17 protein-coding genes and 1 other RNA gene are annotated in these 18,777 nt (G+C 54.4%); 12 read left to right on the top strand and 6 right to left on the bottom strand.

Annotated elements, in window-relative coordinates:
* Window positions 1–6 precede the first annotated feature (6 nt).
* The 11 genes from garR (at window position 7) to ACTJI7_RS17400 (ending at window position 14,118) form a co-directional block, all read left to right on the top strand.
* Complete coding sequence (garR, locus tag ACTJI7_RS17350) at window positions 7–897, top strand: 2-hydroxy-3-oxopropionate reductase (RefSeq protein WP_041907938.1); 891 nt, start codon at window positions 7–9, stop codon at window positions 895–897.
* Between the two features lie 59 nt (window positions 898–956).
* An RNA gene (gene rnpB, locus ACTJI7_RS17355) (RNase P RNA component class A) lies at window positions 957–1,333 on the top strand.
* 310 nt (window positions 1,334–1,643) lie between these two features.
* Window positions 1,644–3,062: a PAAR domain-containing protein gene (locus ACTJI7_RS17360; RefSeq protein WP_192978557.1), complete on the top strand. Its 1,419-nt coding sequence runs from the start codon at window positions 1,644–1,646 to the stop codon at window positions 3,060–3,062.
* 4 nt (window positions 3,063–3,066) lie between these two features.
* On the top strand, window positions 3,067–3,462 hold the full coding sequence (locus ACTJI7_RS17365) for a hypothetical protein (protein WP_226859110.1): 396 nt from the start codon (window positions 3,067–3,069) through the stop codon (window positions 3,460–3,462).
* Window positions 3,463–4,295: 833 nt separating this feature from the next.
* Window positions 4,296–5,216, top strand: coding sequence for a transcriptional regulator TdcA (gene tdcA, locus ACTJI7_RS17370; protein ID WP_028014518.1), 921 nt, complete (start codon window positions 4,296–4,298; stop codon window positions 5,214–5,216).
* A gap of 96 nt (window positions 5,217–5,312) precedes the next feature.
* Window positions 5,313–6,302, top strand: a complete 990-nt coding sequence (gene tdcB, locus ACTJI7_RS17375) for a bifunctional threonine ammonia-lyase/L-serine ammonia-lyase TdcB (RefSeq protein ID WP_440670466.1) — start codon at window positions 5,313–5,315, stop codon at window positions 6,300–6,302.
* A 9-nt stretch (window positions 6,303–6,311) separates the two neighbouring features.
* On the top strand, window positions 6,312–7,643 hold the full coding sequence (gene tdcC, locus ACTJI7_RS17380; protein WP_047367071.1) for a threonine/serine transporter TdcC: 1,332 nt from the start codon (window positions 6,312–6,314) through the stop codon (window positions 7,641–7,643).
* Between the two features lie 29 nt (window positions 7,644–7,672).
* Window positions 7,673–8,881 carry a propionate kinase gene (gene tdcD, locus ACTJI7_RS17385; RefSeq protein WP_222563533.1) on the top strand — a complete coding sequence of 403 codons (1,209 nt, stop codon included), beginning with the start codon at window positions 7,673–7,675 and terminating at the stop codon, window positions 8,879–8,881.
* A gap of 15 nt (window positions 8,882–8,896) precedes the next feature.
* On the top strand, window positions 8,897–11,191 hold the full coding sequence (gene pflB / locus ACTJI7_RS17390) for a formate C-acetyltransferase (protein ID WP_048961042.1): 2,295 nt from the start codon (window positions 8,897–8,899) through the stop codon (window positions 11,189–11,191).
* Between the two features lie 273 nt (window positions 11,192–11,464).
* On the top strand, window positions 11,465–12,796 hold the full coding sequence (locus ACTJI7_RS17395; protein ID WP_041907950.1) for an amino acid permease: 1,332 nt from the start codon (window positions 11,465–11,467) through the stop codon (window positions 12,794–12,796).
* Window positions 12,797–12,816: 20 nt separating this feature from the next.
* Window positions 12,817–14,118 (top strand): L-cysteine desulfidase family protein, encoded by a 1,302-nt coding sequence (locus ACTJI7_RS17400; protein ID WP_063155298.1) that lies wholly within the window; start codon window positions 12,817–12,819, stop codon window positions 14,116–14,118.
* A gap of 53 nt (window positions 14,119–14,171) precedes the next feature.
* Here the strand turns inward: ACTJI7_RS17400 and ACTJI7_RS17405 are convergent, their stop codons facing one another.
* Complete coding sequence (locus tag ACTJI7_RS17405; protein ID WP_022649481.1) at window positions 14,172–14,873, bottom strand: pirin family protein; 702 nt, start codon at window positions 14,871–14,873, stop codon at window positions 14,172–14,174.
* Window positions 14,874–14,977: 104 nt separating this feature from the next.
* Between ACTJI7_RS17405 and yhaJ the strand changes: the two genes are divergently transcribed.
* Window positions 14,978–15,880 carry a DNA-binding transcriptional regulator YhaJ gene (gene yhaJ, locus ACTJI7_RS17410; RefSeq protein ID WP_041907956.1) on the top strand — a complete coding sequence of 301 codons (903 nt, stop codon included), beginning with the start codon at window positions 14,978–14,980 and terminating at the stop codon, window positions 15,878–15,880.
* A gap of 41 nt (window positions 15,881–15,921) precedes the next feature.
* On the opposite strand, the gene ACTJI7_RS17415 is transcribed toward yhaJ, so the two are convergent.
* The 5 genes from ACTJI7_RS17415 to ACTJI7_RS17435 all read right to left on the bottom strand — a co-directional run bounded on the left by ACTJI7_RS17415 (window position 15,922) and on the right by ACTJI7_RS17435 (window position 18,777).
* The gene (locus ACTJI7_RS17415) at window positions 15,922–16,287 is read right to left on the bottom strand and encodes a DUF805 domain-containing protein (protein WP_028014511.1); all 366 of its coding nucleotides are present in this window, start codon (window positions 16,285–16,287) and stop codon (window positions 15,922–15,924) included.
* Window positions 16,288–16,392: 105 nt separating this feature from the next.
* Complete coding sequence (locus tag ACTJI7_RS17420; protein WP_048999509.1) at window positions 16,393–17,379, bottom strand: glutathione S-transferase family protein; 987 nt, start codon at window positions 17,377–17,379, stop codon at window positions 16,393–16,395.
* 72 nt (window positions 17,380–17,451) lie between these two features.
* Window positions 17,452–17,844 carry a DoxX family protein gene (locus ACTJI7_RS17425; RefSeq protein WP_063155299.1) on the bottom strand — a complete coding sequence of 131 codons (393 nt, stop codon included), beginning with the start codon at window positions 17,842–17,844 and terminating at the stop codon, window positions 17,452–17,454.
* 241 nt (window positions 17,845–18,085) lie between these two features.
* On the bottom strand, window positions 18,086–18,382 hold the full coding sequence (locus tag ACTJI7_RS17430) for a YqjK-like family protein (protein WP_014885330.1): 297 nt from the start codon (window positions 18,380–18,382) through the stop codon (window positions 18,086–18,088).
* Window positions 18,379–18,777, bottom strand: coding sequence for a phage holin family protein (locus tag ACTJI7_RS17435; RefSeq protein WP_041907961.1), 399 nt, complete (start codon window positions 18,775–18,777; stop codon window positions 18,379–18,381). Before ACTJI7_RS17435 ends, ACTJI7_RS17430 begins: the two co-directional genes overlap by 4 nt.

The raw sequence follows: 18,777 nt of genomic DNA on the forward strand, positions 1-18,777 counted from the left end.
CAGATTATGACGCTGAAAGTGGGTTTTATTGGTCTTGGGATCATGGGTAAACCAATGAGTAAGAACCTGATTAAAGCGGGTTACTCACTGGTGGTATCCGATCACAATCCACAGTCTGTGGCTGAGGTGATGGCGGCGGGCGCGGAAACAGCTACTACCCCTAAAGCCATTGCTGAGCAGTGCGATGTCATCATCACCATGCTGCCAAATTCCCCTCACGTCAAAGAGGTCGCGCTTGGGGAGAACGGCATCATCGAGGGTGCGAAGCCGGGCCTGGTGCTGATTGATATGAGCTCTATTGCCCCGCTCGCGAGCCGTGAAATCAGCGAGGCGTTAAAAGCGAAGGGCGTAGAGATGCTGGATGCGCCCGTCAGCGGCGGCGAGCCGAAAGCCATCGACGGTACCCTGTCGGTGATGGTGGGCGGCGATAAGGCCGTGTTCGACAAATACTATGACCTGATGAAAGCGATGGCAGGCTCCGTAGTGCATACCGGAGACATTGGCGCGGGCAACGTTACCAAGCTCGCGAACCAGGTGATTGTGGCGCTGAACATTGCCGCCATGTCTGAAGCGCTGACGCTGGCAACGAAGGCGGGCGTCAATCCGGACCTGGTTTATCAGGCAATCCGTGGCGGTCTGGCGGGCAGTACGGTGCTGGATGCCAAAGCGCCGATGGTGATGGATCGTAATTTCAAACCCGGTTTCCGCATTGATCTGCACATCAAAGATCTGGCGAACGCGCTGGATACGTCTCACGGCGTGGGTGCACAGCTGCCGCTGACCGCTGCGGTTATGGAGATGATGCAGGCGCTGCGGGCGGATGGCCTGGGTACGGCCGATCACAGCGCGATTGCGTGCTACTACGAAAAACTGGCGAAGGTGGAAGTGGCGCGTTAATAGCATCTAGCCCGCACCCGAGGGTGACAGCGGCGCGCAAACCCTCTATACTGCGCGCCGAAGCTGACCAGACAGTCGCCGCTTCGTCGTCGTCCCTTTCGGGGGAGACGGGCGGAGGGGAGGAAAGTCCGGGCTCCATAGGGCAGGGTGCCAGGTAACGCCTGGGGGGGAAACCCACGACCAGTGCAACAGAGAGCAAACCGCCGATGGCCCGCGCAAGCGGGATCAGGTAAGGGTGAAAGGGTGCGGTAAGAGCGCACCGCGCGGCTGGTAACAGTCCGTGGCACGGTAAACTCCACCCGGAGCAAGGCCAAATAGGGGTTCACATGGTACGGCCCGTACTGAACCCGGGTAGGCTGCTTGAGCCAGTGAGCGATTGCTGGCCTAGATGAATGACTGTCCACGACAGAACCCGGCTTATCGGTCAGCTTCAACTTCTTTAAAGCAATCGTTGGTGTATCTCTGGTGGTGAAATGAGATACATCAACGGTTGCAATAACTCTTATATTGCCTCCTGCAACCCCATAAATAATTTCTACTGTTCTGATCATAAACATCTTTACGGTTAAGGCTCAATAATAAGAGCTTTATTAATTCATTATCTGAATAAGAAAACAGTAATATTTTCATGGTGAATAGCTCGAAATGCCATTTTATTTTAAAAACAATACATTTCGAATAATGTGGTTTATTTGTACAATGAGGACTGGGGATAAATAGAACGACAGCAAGCAAAGGGACTTATAATGGGAGTCAAGGGCAATTATCTTTTCAGGGGTGACAAAACCGCCTGTGGCGGTGTTATCATAGATGGATGTCCTGACCATCAGCATTTTGGGAAAGACATGGTCTGCGAAGGTCACAGAGCAACCTGTGGCAAGCATGAAGGGCTATACCGTATTGCGGGAGGGATTCGCGACACTATCCACGGTAAGAGAATTGCTGGTACGCTGCACAGTCGAAGTTCTGGCCCATGTAGATCTCGCCTTGTCCCCTCAAACTTCTATGATAGTTACGAGCTTGATAATGAAGTGATTCCAACCAGCATTGGCTCACGGCAGATTGCCGGTCTTCCTGAACTGCCTGAACCCGTTCAGCACGCACAATCTACAAAACAAGATCCAAAATCTGATAAACCCAAAGGTATCGAGGCAGGTTTTACCATTATCCCGTTTGGTGGGACCACTGAAGCCTGGCAACGTCTGTTATTCACAGAGAACCCACCTGCAGGTGTAAAAGAACTCTTTGCCACGTTGAACGGCCCGGATGAAAGATACAAAGCCGGTTCTATTATGCTGGTAGTCGATCCTGATAAACAGGACGACGAACAGATCGCCCACATGCAGGCCGCGAAAGCGCGAATTGATGCAGCGTTAGCTCCTCTCTCCATTCAGCAAGCAAACTTTCTCTACAAGCACAAAGACACCATTGAGATGTTCGCTGCTGCTGCCAGTACGGCTAGCGATACTTATGGATATTCAGCTCAAGCCACTGAAGCCGCTAAGGGGTATTTCGAACAGGTAGAAAAAATCCTCGTCGAAATTGAGAAGACGTACAAGAACCAGTACATCACCAGCGGTACACTGATCGGCGAGCAATTTTATGTTGAGCGCCGCCGCTTGTTTGGTCAACTTGATAGCGTTCTTAAGATGTTCATGAAACATCGCTTCATGTTCAACGAGTACGCCGATCTGAAAAGTGCTCTTGGCCTCTCCAGCCGTTCAATCACGCTCCGCTGGAACGAAACAGGCGTAAGCGATATTGAAGGTTACGCGACGCACATCGAAAAGCTGGCGAAGTATGTGAAGCTGATGGAAACAGCAGGGAAGATTGGACTTGGCCTGTCAGCCCTTGATACTGCTGCGAAGATTACTGAAGCCTGCACAGTTGGACGAGATTGTGAGAAAACTGCTTTTACTTCCATTGGTGAGTTTTCTGGAAGTTTACTTGGCGGAAGGGTTGCCACAAAAATATTGGCTGGCAGTTTGACGGAAACCGCCTGTGTTGCAATTTTGGGTGCAGCAACCTTTGAAGCCGGTGGGGCAGGAGCATTACTTTGTACGATTGGTATTGCTGGTGGAGTCTCATACGGAAGTGATAAAGCAGTTTCAGTATTAGGCGGTTTTTTAGGTGAAAAACTTTACGAGGCTACCAGTGATGATTAACACAATGGATAAAGCGTTCATTGTTGCAGGATGTTTAGGTTTTGGATTTGCTATCGCTAGCCTTGTCGCATCGACACTGAACAAAAAACGATACAAAGAGATCTGCTTATTGTACAAAGAGAAGTTTGGCGATTTGCCGCCAACGGTTCAAATATTCGATGACGTGAACACTCTCTACGTGGACTTCGCCTACAGTGTAAAAATGCAGTTTATCTTTAAGCCATTACTCTGGAATCGAAGCTCACATTTTACAACGAATGATGACAAAGATTTCATCCGTGGACTACCGAAGCGTCTAATTGGTCCATTTTACCTGGAGCTATACTTTGCCATCGCAAGTCTTGCATTTTTCATCATTGGTGGAGTTTTAATGTTTGTGATAAAGCATGGTGGGGGATGAAGAAAGGTCTATGGCTGGGATTTGTCTCAGCCTTTCTTATGTCTGTTTACCTGCTTTATCTAGCACACAAAGTGAGATACAGTCTGCGCCACAAGGCAACCCCAGCGCTGGAGTTGCCTGACGTACAGTCGAATGAAGCCGCTTTATCGGTCAGCTTCAACTTCTTAAAGAACCTCGCTTCGGCGGGGTTTTTGCTTTCTGCACCATGATGCAATGTTTACAAACGAGACCAATTCTCTGTTTTGCGGCATAAAGCACATTTCACTGTCTCTATGCTTAATCTTAATGCATGCATTCATCCTCCATTGACGATCGAAATCACAAAATTTCCCGCATATAAAATGCGTCATTTGTAGTGTTGTGAGATTGTTAATTTTGTTATTGAAGTGGGCGTTATTGTTTTCTTATTTGATATGCGTATATTGAAATCAAAAACATTTACTGCATGAATATGTGACCTGCTCCACTGTTTCCTTCATACTTGCAAAATTATTATTATTATATTTGATAAATCACAAAAATGTTTTAAGTAAATAATGACTATTTATTAGCCTTTAATTGTCTGAAAGTTAATCTTTATTGTTATTTAATAATTGAAGAAATTCACCGGGGTTATCGGCATAAAATAAATTGATTACTCCCTTTTTTGTTGATCAATATCAGCGTAATAGCGTATTTATATTTGTTTAAGATATTGATTTTAAATGATTTTGTTGTGTTTTGGCTGTCAGCCGAATTAGTCCTAAAAGGCAAATTGTGAGTAACAGCACATACCCCCTGAAACATTATTGGGTAGAATCCGCTGCGTCATAGGGAAATAAGCGCAGAATATTATGAATACTATTATTCTACCGAAAACTCAGCACCTCGTGGTATTTCAGGAAGTCATTAAAAGTGGCTCCATAGGTTCTGCCGCAAGACAACTAGGCCTGACGCAACCCGCCGTCAGCAAAATCATCAGCGACATCGAATCCTACTTCGGGGTGGAAGTGATGGTGCGTAAAAACACCGGCGTAAAACTCACTGCCGCTGGTCAGGTGCTGCTGTCATACGCTGAGTCGATCACCCGCGAAATGAAAAACATGGTGAGCGAAATCAACAGCCTCAGTTTTAGTACCGTCATGGACGTCTCCTTTGGCTATCCGTCGCTGATTGGCTTCACCTTCCTGTCTGAGATGATCAAAAAATTCAGGGAAGTGTTCCCGAAAGCGCGCGTCTCCATGTATGAAGCGCAGCTCTCTTCATTCCTGCCCGCCATTCGCGACGGTCGGCTGGATTTTGCCATCGGCACGCTGAGCGACGGAATGTTGCTTCAGGATCTTCACGTTGAGCCACTGTTTGAATCCGAGTTTGTGCTGGTGGCGAGTAAATCACGAACGTGCACCGGCCCGACCAGACTGGCATCACTTACGCACGAGCAGTGGGTGATGCCGCAAACCGATATGGGCTACTACAACGAACTACTGACCACCCTGCAAGACAACCACATCAGCATTGAAAACATCGTCCAGACCGATTCCGTCGTCACTATCTATAACCTTGTCCTTAATGCCGATTACCTGACGGTGATCCCCCGTGACATGATTGCGCCGTTCGGCTCAGACCAGTTTATTGTGCTGCCCGTGGAAGATGAATTACCCGTGGCGCGCTATGCCGCCGTGTGGTCGAAAAATTACAGTATTAAAAAATCGGCGTCAGTATTAGTTGAACTGGCAAAACAATATTCGTCGATGGATATCGATAAACGACGATAGAAATAATTAAGTTTTAAAACACCCGGAGCGACGCTTTTGAACGCTCTGATACCCTGACTTTGCCTGAAAACAATGAATTATTATAACGAGGATATTATGCACATTACCTACGATCTCCCGGTGACCATTGAAGATATTAAGGACGCCAGAAAACGCCTGGCGGGAAAAATTTATAAAACCGGCATGCCGCGCTCAAATTATCTCAGCGAACGCTGTAAAGGTGAGATATTCCTGAAATTTGAAAATATGCAGCGTACCGGTTCGTTTAAAATACGCGGGGCGTTTAATAAGTTAAGTTCATTGACGGACGCAGAAAAACGCAAAGGGGTAGTGGCCTGCTCCGCAGGAAACCACGCTCAGGGGGTGTCGCTCTCCTGCGCCATGCTCGGTATCGACGGCAAAGTGGTGATGCCGATGGGCGCGCCAAAATCCAAGGTCGCCGCTACCCGCGACTACTCCGCCGAAGTGGTGCTGCACGGCGAGAACTTCAACGACACCATCGCTAAGGTGAGCGAAATCGTCGAGATGGAGGGGCGCATATTTATTCCGCCTTATGACGATGCGAAAGTCATTGCCGGGCAGGGCACCATCGGCCTCGAAATTCTTGAAGATCTTTACGACGTGGATAATGTGATTGTCCCTATCGGCGGCGGCGGCTTAATTGCCGGTATTGCGACAGCAATTAAATCCATCAACCCGACAATCAATATTATCGGCGTACAGTCTGAAAACGTTCACGGCATGGCGGCTTCCTGGCAGGCCGGAGAAATAACCAACCATCGCGTTACCGGCACATTAGCCGATGGCTGCGACGTGTCTCGTCCGGGTAAATTAACCTTCGAAATTGTTCGTGAACTGGTCGATGACATTGTGCTGGTGAGTGAAGACGATATTCGCAACAGCATGATTGCCCTTATTCAGCGAAATAAAGTGGTGACGGAAGGCGCGGGCGCGCTGGCCTGCGCGGCGTTATTAAGCGGCAAGCTTGACCCCTATATTCAGGGCCGTAAAACCGTCTGCATTATTTCCGGCGGCAATATCGATCTCTCCCGTGTTTCCCAAATTACCGGCTTCGTTGACGCATAAAGGTGACCTATGAGCAACACAGAAAGCATTATCGTTGGCCAGACAAAAACGTCCTCCTGGCGTAAGTCTGACACCACATGGACGCTCGGCCTGTTTGGTACCGCCATTGGCGCAGGCGTGCTGTTCTTCCCCATTCGCGCAGGCTTTGGCGGACTGATCCCCATCCTGCTGATGCTGGTTCTCGCCTTCCCGATTGCGTTTTACTGCCACCGCGCGCTGGCGCGCCTCTGTTTGTCCGGCAGCAACGTCTCCGGCAACATCACCGAGACGGTGGAAGAGCACTTCGGGAAAACCGGTGGGGTGGTGATCACCTTCCTCTACTTCTTCGCCATTTGCCCGCTGCTGTGGATTTACGGCGTCACCATTACTAACACCTTTATGACCTTCTGGGAAAACCAGCTCCAGATGCCTGCGCTGAACCGCGGCGTGGTGGCGCTGTTCCTGCTGCTGCTGATGGCCTTTGTGATCTGGTTCGGGAAAGACCTGATGGTGAAGGTCATGAGCTACCTGGTGTTCCCGTTCATTGCCAGCCTGGTGCTGATTTCCCTGTCGCTGATCCCGTACTGGAACTCGGCGGTAATCGACCAGGTCAACCTGAGCGATATCGCCTTTACCGGTCATGACGGCATTCTGGTCACGGTGTGGCTGGGGATCTCCATCATGGTCTTCTCCTTTAACTTCTCGCCCATCGTCTCCTCGTTTGTGGTCTCCAAGCGCGAAGAGTACGAGCCGGAGTTCGGGAAAGCATTCACCGAGCAGAAATGTTCCAAAATCATCGGTCGCGCCAGCCTGCTGATGGTGGCGGTGGTGATGTTCTTCGCCTTTAGCTGCCTGTTTACGCTCTCTCCGCAGAACATGGCGGATGCCAAAGCGCAGAACATTCCGGTGCTCTCTTACCTGGCGAACCACTTTGCCTCGATGTCGGGCAGTAAATCCACGTTCGCCACGGTGCTGGAATACGGCGCCTCCATCATCGCGCTAGTCGCTATCTTTAAATCCTTCTTCGGCCACTACCTGGGCACGCTGGAGGGGCTGAACGGCCTGATCCTCAAGTTCGGCTACAAGGGTGATAAGAAGAACGTCTCCGTCGGCAAGCTGAACACCATCAGCATGATTTTCATCATGGGCTCCACCTGGATTGTGGCCTACGCCAACCCGAACATTCTCGACCTTATTGAAGCCATGGGGGCGCCAATTATCGCTTCTCTGCTGTGTCTGCTGCCGATGTACGCCATTCGTAAAGCGCCCGCGCTGGCGAAATACAAAGGCCGGACCGAGAACATCTTCGTGACCGTGGTCGGCCTGCTGACCATTCTGAATATCGTTTACAAACTGTTTTAAGCCAAAGCTCAGGAAGAGCGGAGTAACACATGACTGAATTTCCGGTAGTACTGGTTATTAACTGCGGATCGTCCTCCGTTAAGTTTTCGGTGCTGGACGCAGCAGGCTGCGATGCCCTGCTGACGGGCATTGCGGACGGCATCAACACTGAAAAAGCCTTTATTTCCGTGAACGGGGGTGAGCCGGTCAGACTGGCTCACCAGGACTACGAAGGGGCGCTGGCCGCCATCGCCCTCGAGCTGGAGAAGCGCGACCTGATGAGCAGCGTGGCCCTGATTGGCCACCGCATCGCTCACGGCGGCGATCTCTTCAGCGAGTCGACCCTCATCACGGAAGAGGTCATTGAGCAGATCCGCCTGGTTTCCCCGCTGGCGCCGCTGCATAACTACGCCAACCTGAGCGGCGTGGAAGCCGCAGAGCGCCTGTTCCCCGGCGTGCAGCAGGTGGCGGTATTTGACACCAGTTTCCATCAGACCATGGCGCCGCAGGCGTATCTGTACGGTCTGCCGTACCGCTATTTTGAAGAGCTGGGCGTGCGCCGCTACGGCTTCCACGGCACCTCTCACCGCTACGTGTCCGGGCAGGCGCACGCGCTCCTCGGGCTGTCCCCCGATGACAGCGGCCTGGTGATTGCCCATCTCGGCAACGGGGCGTCCATCTGCGCGGTGCGCAACGGTAAAAGCGTCGATACCTCAATGGGGATGACGCCGCTGGAAGGGCTGGTGATGGGCACGCGCTGCGGCGACGTGGACTTCGGCGCAATGGCGTGGATTGCCCAGCAGACCGGTCAGTCGTTCGAGGATCTGGAGCGCGTGGTCAACAAAGAGTCCGGGTTGCTTGGCATCTCCGGTATCTCCTCCGATTTACGCGCGCTGGAGAAAGCCTGGCATGACGGCCATGACCGGGCGCAGCTGGCGATAAAAACCTTTGTCCACCGCATAGCGCGGCATATCGCCGGTCACGCCGCGTCTCTGCACCGTCTGGATGGCGTGATCTTCACTGGCGGCATCGGTGAAAACTCCACGCTGATCCGCGCGCTGGTGGCGGAACATCTGAAGGTGTTTGGCATCGCGCTCGACGAGGCGAAAAACGCTCTGCCGGGCAGCGCGGGTGAGCGCGTCATCTCCACCGAGTCGTCCCGCGTGACCTGCGCGGTTATCCCTACCAACGAAGAAAAAATGATCGCGCTGGACGCCCTCCGTCTTGGGAAGGTCACCCCGGCTGCGGCTTACGCCTGATAAAGCGAGAATCACATGAAAGTAACAATCGATACGGGCGTCGCGCCTTACAGCGACGCATGGGCCGGGTTTCGCGGTGAAGAATGGAAAAATGCCGTTAACGTCCGCGATTTTATTCAGCATAACTACACCCCTTATGAAGGCGATGAAACTTTCCTCGCGCAGGCGACGCCAGCAACGACGGCGCTGTGGCAGAAGGTGATGGTCGGCATTCGCCAGGAGAATGCCACCCACGCCCCGGTGGATTTCGACACCAACATTGCCACCACCATTACCGCCCACGGACCGGGCTACATCGACCAGGATCTTGAGACGATCGTCGGCCTGCAAACCGACAAACCGCTCAAGCGCGCCCTGCATCCGTACGGCGGGATCAATATGATCCGCAGCTCGTTCGAAGCCTACGGGCGGGAAATGGATCCGCAGTTCGAATACCTGTTTACCGACCTGCGTAAAACCCACAACCAGGGCGTGTTTGACGTTTACTCCCCGGAGATGATGCGCTGCCGTAAATCTGGCGTGCTGACCGGTCTGCCGGACGGCTACGGGCGCGGGCGCATTATCGGCGATTACCGCCGTGTGGCGCTGTACGGCATCAGCTATCTGGTGCGCGAGCGTGAACTTCAGTTCGCCGATCTTCAGGGGAGGCTAGAGCGCGGCGAAGATCTGGAGGCAACGATCCGCCTGCGCGAGGAGCTGGCGGAGCACAGGCGCGCGCTGCTGCAGATCCAGCAGATGGCGGCGAACTATGGCTTTGATATTTCACGTCCGGCGATGAACGCGCAGGAAGCGGTGCAGTGGGTCTACTTTGCCTACCTTGCCGCAGTGAAATCCCAGAACGGCGGGGCGATGTCGCTGGGGCGTACGGCCTCGTTCCTTGATATCTACATTGAACGCGACATGCAGGCGGGGCGGCTGAACGAGGTGCAGGCCCAGGAGCTGATCGACCACTTCATCATGAAGATCCGCATGGTGCGCTTCCTGCGCACGCCGGAGTTCGACACGCTCTTCTCCGGCGATCCGATCTGGGCCACGGAAGTGATCGGCGGCATGGGGCTGGATGGCCGTACGCTGGTGACCAAAAACAGCTTCCGCTACCTGCATACCCTGCACACCATGGGGCCCGCGCCGGAGCCGAACCTGACGATCCTCTGGTCTGAACAGCTGCCGATCGCGTTTAAGAAATACGCCGCGCAGGTGTCGATCGTCACCTCGTCGCTGCAGTATGAGAACGACGATCTTATGCGCGCCGACTTCAACAGCGACGACTACGCCATTGCCTGCTGCGTCAGCCCAATGGTGATCGGCAAGCAGATGCAGTTCTTTGGCGCACGCGCCAACCTTGCTAAAACGCTGCTGTACGCGATCAACGGCGGGGTGGACGAGAAGCTGAAGATCCAGGTCGGCCCGAAAACCGAGCCGCTGCTGGATGAGGTGCTGGATTACGACACCGTGATGGCGAGCCTCGACCACTTTATGGACTGGCTGGCGGTGCAGTACATCAGCGCGCTGAATCTCATTCACTACATGCATGATAAGTACAGCTACGAAGCGTCGCTGATGGCGCTGCACGATCGTGACGTCTATCGCACCATGGCCTGCGGCATTGCCGGGCTGTCGGTGGCGGCGGATTCCCTGTCGGCGATTAAATACGCCACGGTGAAACCAGTGCGCGACCACACCGGCCTGGCGGTGGACTTCGTCATCGAAGGGGACTATCCGCAGTACGGCAATAATGACGATCGCGTGGACAGCATCGCCTGCGACCTGGTGGAGCGTTTTATGAAGAAGATCCAGGCGCTGCCGACGTATCGCAACGCGGTGCCGACTCAGTCGATCCTGACTATCACCTCCAACGTGGTCTACGGCCAGAAAACGGGCAACACGCCGGACGGACGCCGCGGCGGCACGCCGTTTGCGCCTGGCGCCAACCCGATGCACGGGCGTGACAGGAAAGGGGCGGTGGCATCGTTAACCTCGGTTGCCAGGCTGCCGTTCACCTATGCGAAGGACGGGATCTCCTACACCTTCTCCATTGTGCCGCAGGCGCTGGGCAAGGATGAACTGGTGCGCAAAACCAACCTGGTGGGGCTGCTGGATGGGTACTTCCATCACGAAGCGTCTATTGAGGGCGGGCAGCACCTGAACGTCAACGTCATGAACCGGGAGATGCTGCTGGATGCCATTGCCCATCCGGAGAACTACCCGAACCTGACAATTCGCGTATCCGGCTATGCGGTACGGTTTAACGCTCTGACGCGCGAGCAGCAGCAGGACGTGATTTCGCGGACGTTTACGCAAGCGATGTAATTCCAATTGCCATTGTGCCTCCTCCTTAGAGGAGGCTTTTAATTTCGTGAATATTGTCACATTTAGAAAATACCCTCCTCGTTTCCACCTCCAGTAGCAATTTTTCCTCCAGTGTCAGGAAATCCCTATAAAACTTGTGACTTTTTTCTCCCTTGCTCCGGCTATGATTTCCTCACACCAATAACAAACACCTGCTGCTCTCTGACTCGCAATCGCTGGCGATCGGAACCTAATAAAAACAATTGTTTACCCTACAAAATAAGCGAGTGCTCAATGAATATGGCAACAAACAGCAGTGTGATTGTGAGTGATTCCCCTGCGGCAAGGCGGGCGGGAATGAGCGAAAGCGAATGGCGAGAGGCGATCAAATTCGACAGCACCGACACGGGCTGGGTCATCATGAGTATCGGGATGGCTATCGGCGCGGGTATCGTTTTTCTTCCGGTGCAGGTTGGATTAATGGGGCTGTGGGTCTTTTTGCTCTCCTCGATTATTGGCTATCCGGCCATGTACCTCTTCCAGCGATTATTTATTAATACGCTGGCGGAATCCCCGGAATGTAAAGACTACCCGAGCGTGATTAGCGGTTATTTAGGTAAAAACTGGGGCATCTTATTAGGTGCGCTCTATTTTGTGATGCTGGTCATCTGGATGTTTGTCTATTCCACGGCTATCACCAACGACAGCGCATCTTATTTGCACACCTTCGGTGTCACCGAGGGGTTGCTGTCGGAAAATCCCTTCTACGGCTTATTCCTGATCTGTATTCTGGTCGCCATCTCTTCGCGCGGTGAAAAGCTGCTGTTTAAAGTCTCCAGTCTGATGGTGCTGACCAAATTATTTGTGGTGGCGGCGCTGGGGCTTTCGATGATCGGCCTCTGGCATTTAGCCAACGTGGGCATGCTGCCGCCGATGGGGTTGCTGATAAAAAATGCCATTATTACGCTGCCCTTTACCTTAACCTCCATTCTGTTTATCCAGACCTTAAGCCCGATGGTGATTTCCTATCGTTCACGGGAAAAATCCGTTGAGGTGGCGCGTCATAAGGCGCTGCGGGCGATGAATATCGCCTTTGGCATACTGTTTGTCACGGTCTTCTTCTACGCCGTCTCTTTCACCCTGGCGATGGGACACGACGAAGCGGTGAAAGCCTACGAGCAGAACATTTCCGCCCTGGCGATTGCGGCGCAGTTTATCAGCGGCGACGGCGCGGGCTGGGTCAAAATCGTCAGCGTGATCCTCAATATTTTTGCCGTGATGACCGCCTTCTTCGGTGTCTATCTCGGCTTCCGCGAAGCCACGCAGGGGATCGTGATGAATATCCTGCGCCGTAAAATGCCGGCTGAACGTATTAATGAAAGCATCGTCCAGCGCGGGATCATGCTGTTCGCTATCCTGCTGGCCTGGAGCGCGATCGTGTTAAACGCGCCGGTACTGAGCTTCACCTCTATCTGTAGCCCCATCTTCGGCATGGTGGGCTGCCTGATCCCTGCATGGCTGGTCTACAAGGTACCGGCGCTGCATAAATATAAGGGCGTATCGCTGGTGATTATTGTCATCACCGGGCTGCTGCTTTGTGTTTCTCCTTTCCTCGCATTTTCCTGAGGGCAAATAAGGTCGTAACGATGTCTGAGCAAACTCATCCTTTATGGAATCATTTTATTCGCGTAGTGCAGGAAGAAGTTAAGCCTGCGCTGGGGTGCACCGAGCCCGTTTCTCTGGCCCTTGCCTGTGCGATTGCCGCAGAGCAACTGCCCGGCGACGTCACGAAGATTGAGGCGTGGGTATCGCCGAATCTGATGAAGAACGGGCTTGGCGTAACGGTGCCGGGCACCGGCATGGTCGGGTTGCCCATTGCGGCGGCGCTGGGTGCCATCGGTGGCAATGCGCAGGCGGGGCTGGAGGTGCTGAAAGATGTCACCGCCGATGCGCTGGCGCGGGCCAAAGCAATGCTTAACGCCGGTCTGGTGCAGGTGAAATTGCAGGAGCCGTGCGATGAGATCCTCTATTCACGTGCCTGCGTCTACGCCGGTGAGGCCTCGGCCATGGTGACCATTGCGGGCGGACATACCCGCGTGGTGGAGGTGGTTTGTCAGGGCGAAACGCGCTTCAGTCTTGACGAGCGGCAGGCCGAGGTAAGTAACGATCCGCTGGCGGTACTGTCGAACACCACGCTCTCGCAGATCCAGGAGTTTGTGGAGCAGGTACCGTTCGAGGCGATCCGCTTTATCCTGGAAGCAGGGCAACTGAACGACGCGCTCTCTCGTGAAGGGCTTAGCGGGAAGTGGGGGCTACACATTGGCGCCACCCTCATTAAGCAGCGCGCACGCGGATGGATGGCGCAGGATCTGGGTTCAGACATCGTTATCCGCACCAGCGCGGCCTCGGATGCCCGCATGGGCGGCGCGACGCTGCCGGCGATGAGCAACTCGGGCTCCGGGAATCAGGGAATTACAGCCACCATGCCGGTTGTCGTGGTCGCTGAACATGTTCAGGCCGATGACGAACGGCTGGCGCGGGCGCTGATGCTCTCGCACCTGTCGGCTATCTACATCCATTACCAGCTTCCGCGTTTGTCCGCGCTGTGTGCGGCGACAACGGCCGGTATGGGGGCCGCCGCAGGGATGGCGTGGCTGATGGGCGGAAGCTATCAGACGATAGCAATGGCCATCGGCAGTATGATCGGTGACGTCAGCGGGATGATCTGCGACGGGGCGTCTAACAGCTGCGCCATGAAAGTCTCGACCAGCGTCACCAGCGCCTGGAAAGCCGTGATGATGGCGCTGGATGAGTCGGGCGTGACGGGTAACGAAGGAATTGTGGCCCACGACGTGGAACAGTCTATCTCTAACCTGTGCGCCCTGGCGTGCCGCTCAATGCAGGCAACGGACCGGCAGATTATTGAGATTATGGCGAGTAAGGTGTAGCGATTGGCATTCGTCCCTCTTCCCAAAGGGGAGAGGGACCGATCGAGCAACTCTTACACCGGCAAATCAATCAGCAGCGCGCGCAGCGGCGTATCTGCCACCAGGGTGATATTCGCTTCGTCACGAATAAACGCCCCGTCGCCGCAGGTGAGCGCTTCTTTCTCTTCCGCGTGCGTTACCGCATGCACCGTACCGTGAATGGACTGCAAATAGGCGCGCGGGCCGTGCAGCTGGAAGCTTGCCTGTTCACCTTTTTTCAGTTCGATATGGTGTAGCCATACCTGCTGTCGCAGCTGCAAGCTGCCCTTGCTGCCGTCAGGCGAGGCAATCAGCTGCTGTTTATCGCCCTTCAGATCTATTTTCTGCACCAGCGGGTTTTCTCGCTCAGGGCAGGCGTCGAGCCACAGCTGCATGCGCGTCAGCGTTTTGTCTTTGCTGAGGTTATGCTCGCTGTAGCTGATGCCCGGCTGCGTGGAAATTAACAACGCTTCGCCAGCCTTTGCCTGGACATGATTGCCCTCGCTATCGCGGTATTCTGCCTCGCCTTCCAGGATCAGGTTCAGGATATCGACTTTCGGATACGTACGCGGCTGGAAGGAGGCGCCCGGGGCGAGCACTTCCTGGTTCAACACGCGCAGTGAAGCGTAACCGAGGAGTTTAGGGTCAAAGTAGTGTCCAAAGGAAAAGGTGTAGCGGGCCTGCAGCCAACCGAAATCGGCTTGTCCGCACTGTTTCGCTGTTCTTGTCGTAATCATAAACTTGACCTCTCTTTACACTAAAACAATGGTAAAGGTATGGACGCTGCATTGTTAGCCAGATATTCTGCCTGGTATGTTCAAATTTCCTGAATGAGAACGAGATGGCTAAAGAGAGAGCATTGACGCTTGAGGCGCTTCGCGTCATGGACGCGATTGACCGGCGCGGCAGCTTTGCCGCGGCGGCAGATGAACTGGGGCGCGTTCCGTCTGCGCTAAGCTACACCATGCAAAAACTGGAGGAAGAGCTGGACGTCGTGCTCTTCGATCGCTCCGGTCATCGAACAAAATTCACCAACGTGGGGCGGATGCTGCTGGAGCGAGGTCGCGTGCTGCTGGAAGCGGCGGACAAGCTCACCACGGACGCCGAAGCGCTGGCACGAGGCTGGGAAACCCACCTGACGTTAGTCACCGAAGCGCTAGTGCCGACCGAAGCGCTGTTCCCGCTGGTGGACCGCCTGGCGGCGAAGGCCAATACGCAGCTGTCGATCATCACCGAGGTGCTGGCCGGGGCGTGGGAGCGTCTGGAGACGGGCAGGGCGGATATCGTCATTGCACCTGACATGCATTTCCGCTCATCGTCAGAAATCAACTCGCGCAAGCTCTACAGCGTCATGAACGTCTACGTCGCCGCGCCGGATCACCCGATTCACCAGGAGCCGGAGCCGCTCTCTGAAGTGACGCGCGTGAAGTACCGCGGCGTGGCGGTGGCGGATACCGCGCGCGAGCGTCCGGTGCTGACGGTTCAGCTGCTGGATAAACAGCCTCGTCTGACGGTCACGTCACTGGAAAACAAGCGGCAGGCGCTGCTGGCCGGTTTGGGCGTGGCGACGATGCCCTACCCGTTTGTCGAAAAAGATATTGCGGAAGGGCGACTGAGGGTGGTGAGCCCGGAGTACACCAGCGAAGTGGACATTATTATGGCGTGGCGCCGCGACAGCATGGGCGAAGCCAAATCGTGGTGCCTGCGCGAAATTCCAAAGCTCTTTGCGCATCACAACAAATAAGCGAGCAGGCCCGGTAAGCGTAAGCGCCACCGGGCAGTAATTTACGCGCCGATCTTAGGGTCCGGACCAAAGCGGTTTTCGCCCGGCGTCCCGCTCTGACAGTTGAAAATTAAAATCACGATCCAGCCGACAAGCGGGATCAACAGCAACAGCAGCCACCACGCCGAACGATCGGTGTCGTGGAGACGACGAAACAGCACGGCCCATGAAGGCAGCAAAACCAGCAAGCCATAAATCGTAGTGAGTACGCCTTCACCGCCGGCGCGCTCCCAGCCGAGGATTTTATCCACGATGCCCAGCACCATAATCAGGACGAAGTTCACCAGAACGAACATCCAGTACTCTTTGCGGCGGGCGCGGCCACCAAATCCAACGTAGTTGCGCAGTACTTTTAAATACCAGTCCATTTTCCTTGCCTCTTAATCAGTCAATCACTTGTTTTCTAAGCGATCGAGGTAAGGATAGATGTATGCTGTGAATTAAAAAAGGGAATCAATTGATTCCCTAAATAATTATCCGAAACGCACGTCGCGCCCGTGCGGTTCATCCAGATCCTGCCACGGGCCAATGGAGATGATGCCCGTCGGGTTGATGGTCTTATGGCTGCGGAAATAGTGGGTGCGAATATGGTCAAAATCGACCGTCTCCGCGATCCCCGGCATCTGGTAGATGTCTCGCAGGAAACCATACAGGTTCAGGTAGTCGCTGATGCGGTGTTTATCGCACTTAAAGTGGGTGACATAGACCGGGTCAAAGCGAACCAGCGTGGTCCACAGGCGAATGTCCGCTTCCGTCAGGCGATCGCCCGTCAGGTAGCGATGCTGGCCCAGGATCTGCTCCAGGCGCTCCAGCGATTCAAACACCTTTCCGACCGCTTCGTCATACGCTTCCTGGCTGGTGGCGAAACCGGCCTTATAGACGCCGTTGTTGACGTTGTCGTAAATCCAGCTGTTCAGCTCGTCAATCTTATCGCGTAGTTCAACCGGGTAGTAATCCCCGGCGCGGGCGCCGTGCGCATCAAACGCGGTATTGAACATGCGGATGATTTCCGCGGACTCATTGCTGACTATCGTCTGGTTTTTCTTGTCCCACAGCACCGGCACGGTCACGCGTCCGGTGTAGTGCGGATCGGCACGTAGATAGAGCTGGTAGAGGAAATCGTGGTGATACAGGTCATCACCGGTCGCAGCGGGGAAATCACTGTCGAACGTCCAGCCGTTTTCCAGCATCAATGGGTTGACGACTGAAACCGGAATGAAGGATTCGAGGCCTTTTAGCTTGCGCACGATCAGCGTGCGGTGCGCCCACGGGCAGGCGAGGGAAACATAAAGATGATAGCGATCTTTCTCCGCCGCGAAGCCCCCTTCGCCACTCGGGCCGGGTGCGCCGTCGGCGGTCAGCCAGTTACGGAAGGCCGAAACAGAGCGCTTAAAGCGTCCACCGGTGGATTTGGTGTCATACCAGACATCCTGCCAGACGCCGTCTACGAGTTGTCCCATTTTTTACTCCTCCGTCAGATAGCAAAAGCGAGGAGATGTCTCCTCGCTTTGTGTTTATTCAGTATAGCGTGCTTACCATTTCTTATTCAGAACGCGGTCGATGCTGTATGCGCCTGGGCCGGTGATCGCCAGCAGCAGGAAGCCACCCGCGATGGTCAGGTTTTTCATAAACATCAGTGAGTTCACGCCTTCCGTAAAGTTGCTGTGGAAGATGAACGCGGTCAGCAGGGTGAAGCCTGCGGTAAACAGCGCGGTGGTGCGGGTCAGGAAGCCGAACAGGACTGCAAGACCGCCGCCGAACTCAAGCAGAATGGTCAGCGGCAGCAGGAACCCCGGAACGCCCATGGCTTCCATATACTGCTGGGTACCCGCATATCCGGTGATTTTGCCCCAGCCTGCCACGATAAACAGAATTGGCATCAGAATACGCGCGACCAGTACACCAACATCTTCTAATTTTTTCATTTTACTCTCCAGGAAACCACATAAGCGGCTGAACATTATTTGTCTGCAATTCCGGGTAGATACCGCGGCTCTGCTGTCGATGGAGAGGAGTGTAAACGGGGCGGGTAGCAATTGTTAGCAAGGAAAACTGTCAATCTTCTTCAAAGATATTGAGTAAGGGCAGGTGCGCGCTTGTGCCCTCAGCCCACGGGGAGAAGGGCAAAAACAAAAAACGGTAACCTGAGTTACCGTTTTGCGTTTATCACCGCAGCTGTTGTTGCCGCAACGTTGCTTTGACCAGACGCCAGGCGCTCCAGGCACCAAAACCGCGTCGGGCCCAGCGGATGAGCATATTCGGATGACGAACCGTCCAGATAGCCATCACGCTGCTGCCGACCAGCGCCCACGAACGCAGGCTCAGGAAGGTATTCCAGCCACGGTCAAACCGTCGCGTCGCGTCGATCCAGTCACGGCGGCTGGCAGACAGATCCAGCCGCTGCTGCTGGATCTGACTTAACAGGTACGCTTTTCGCTTCTGACGTTCCGCTTTATCGCTCACGGCTTGTCATCCTCCAGCAGGGCGCGATCGTTAGCCAGTTCCTGGCGCGTGTGGCGCAGGAAAGTGGACCTGCGCGCTTTACGCATCGTCCATATGCCGCCAATCAGCGCCGCGACCAGCAGAACGACGGTCGTGGCAATCATCGCGTTAAGTCGATACTGCGGGTCAATGGCCCAGATGATTAACACCATCAGGCTCATCAGACCAAACGCGGCGAAGAGCATGGTCAGCCCGAGCATCAGCAGCATCTGGAAGAGGTTCGCTTTCTCCTCTTCCAGTTCGACCACTGCCAGCCGGACGCGCGTTTCGGCAATCCCAACCAGCGTCGTTAAAATACGCTGGCCGATGCCGAGGACGTTATTAGCAGGCCCTTGTGCGTGACGAGGATCTTCCAT

Origin of the sequence: Enterobacter sp. 22499 (genome assembly GCF_052044815.1) — a bacterium.
In the GTDB taxonomy this organism is placed as follows: domain Bacteria; phylum Pseudomonadota; class Gammaproteobacteria; order Enterobacterales; family Enterobacteriaceae; genus Enterobacter; species Enterobacter bugandensis.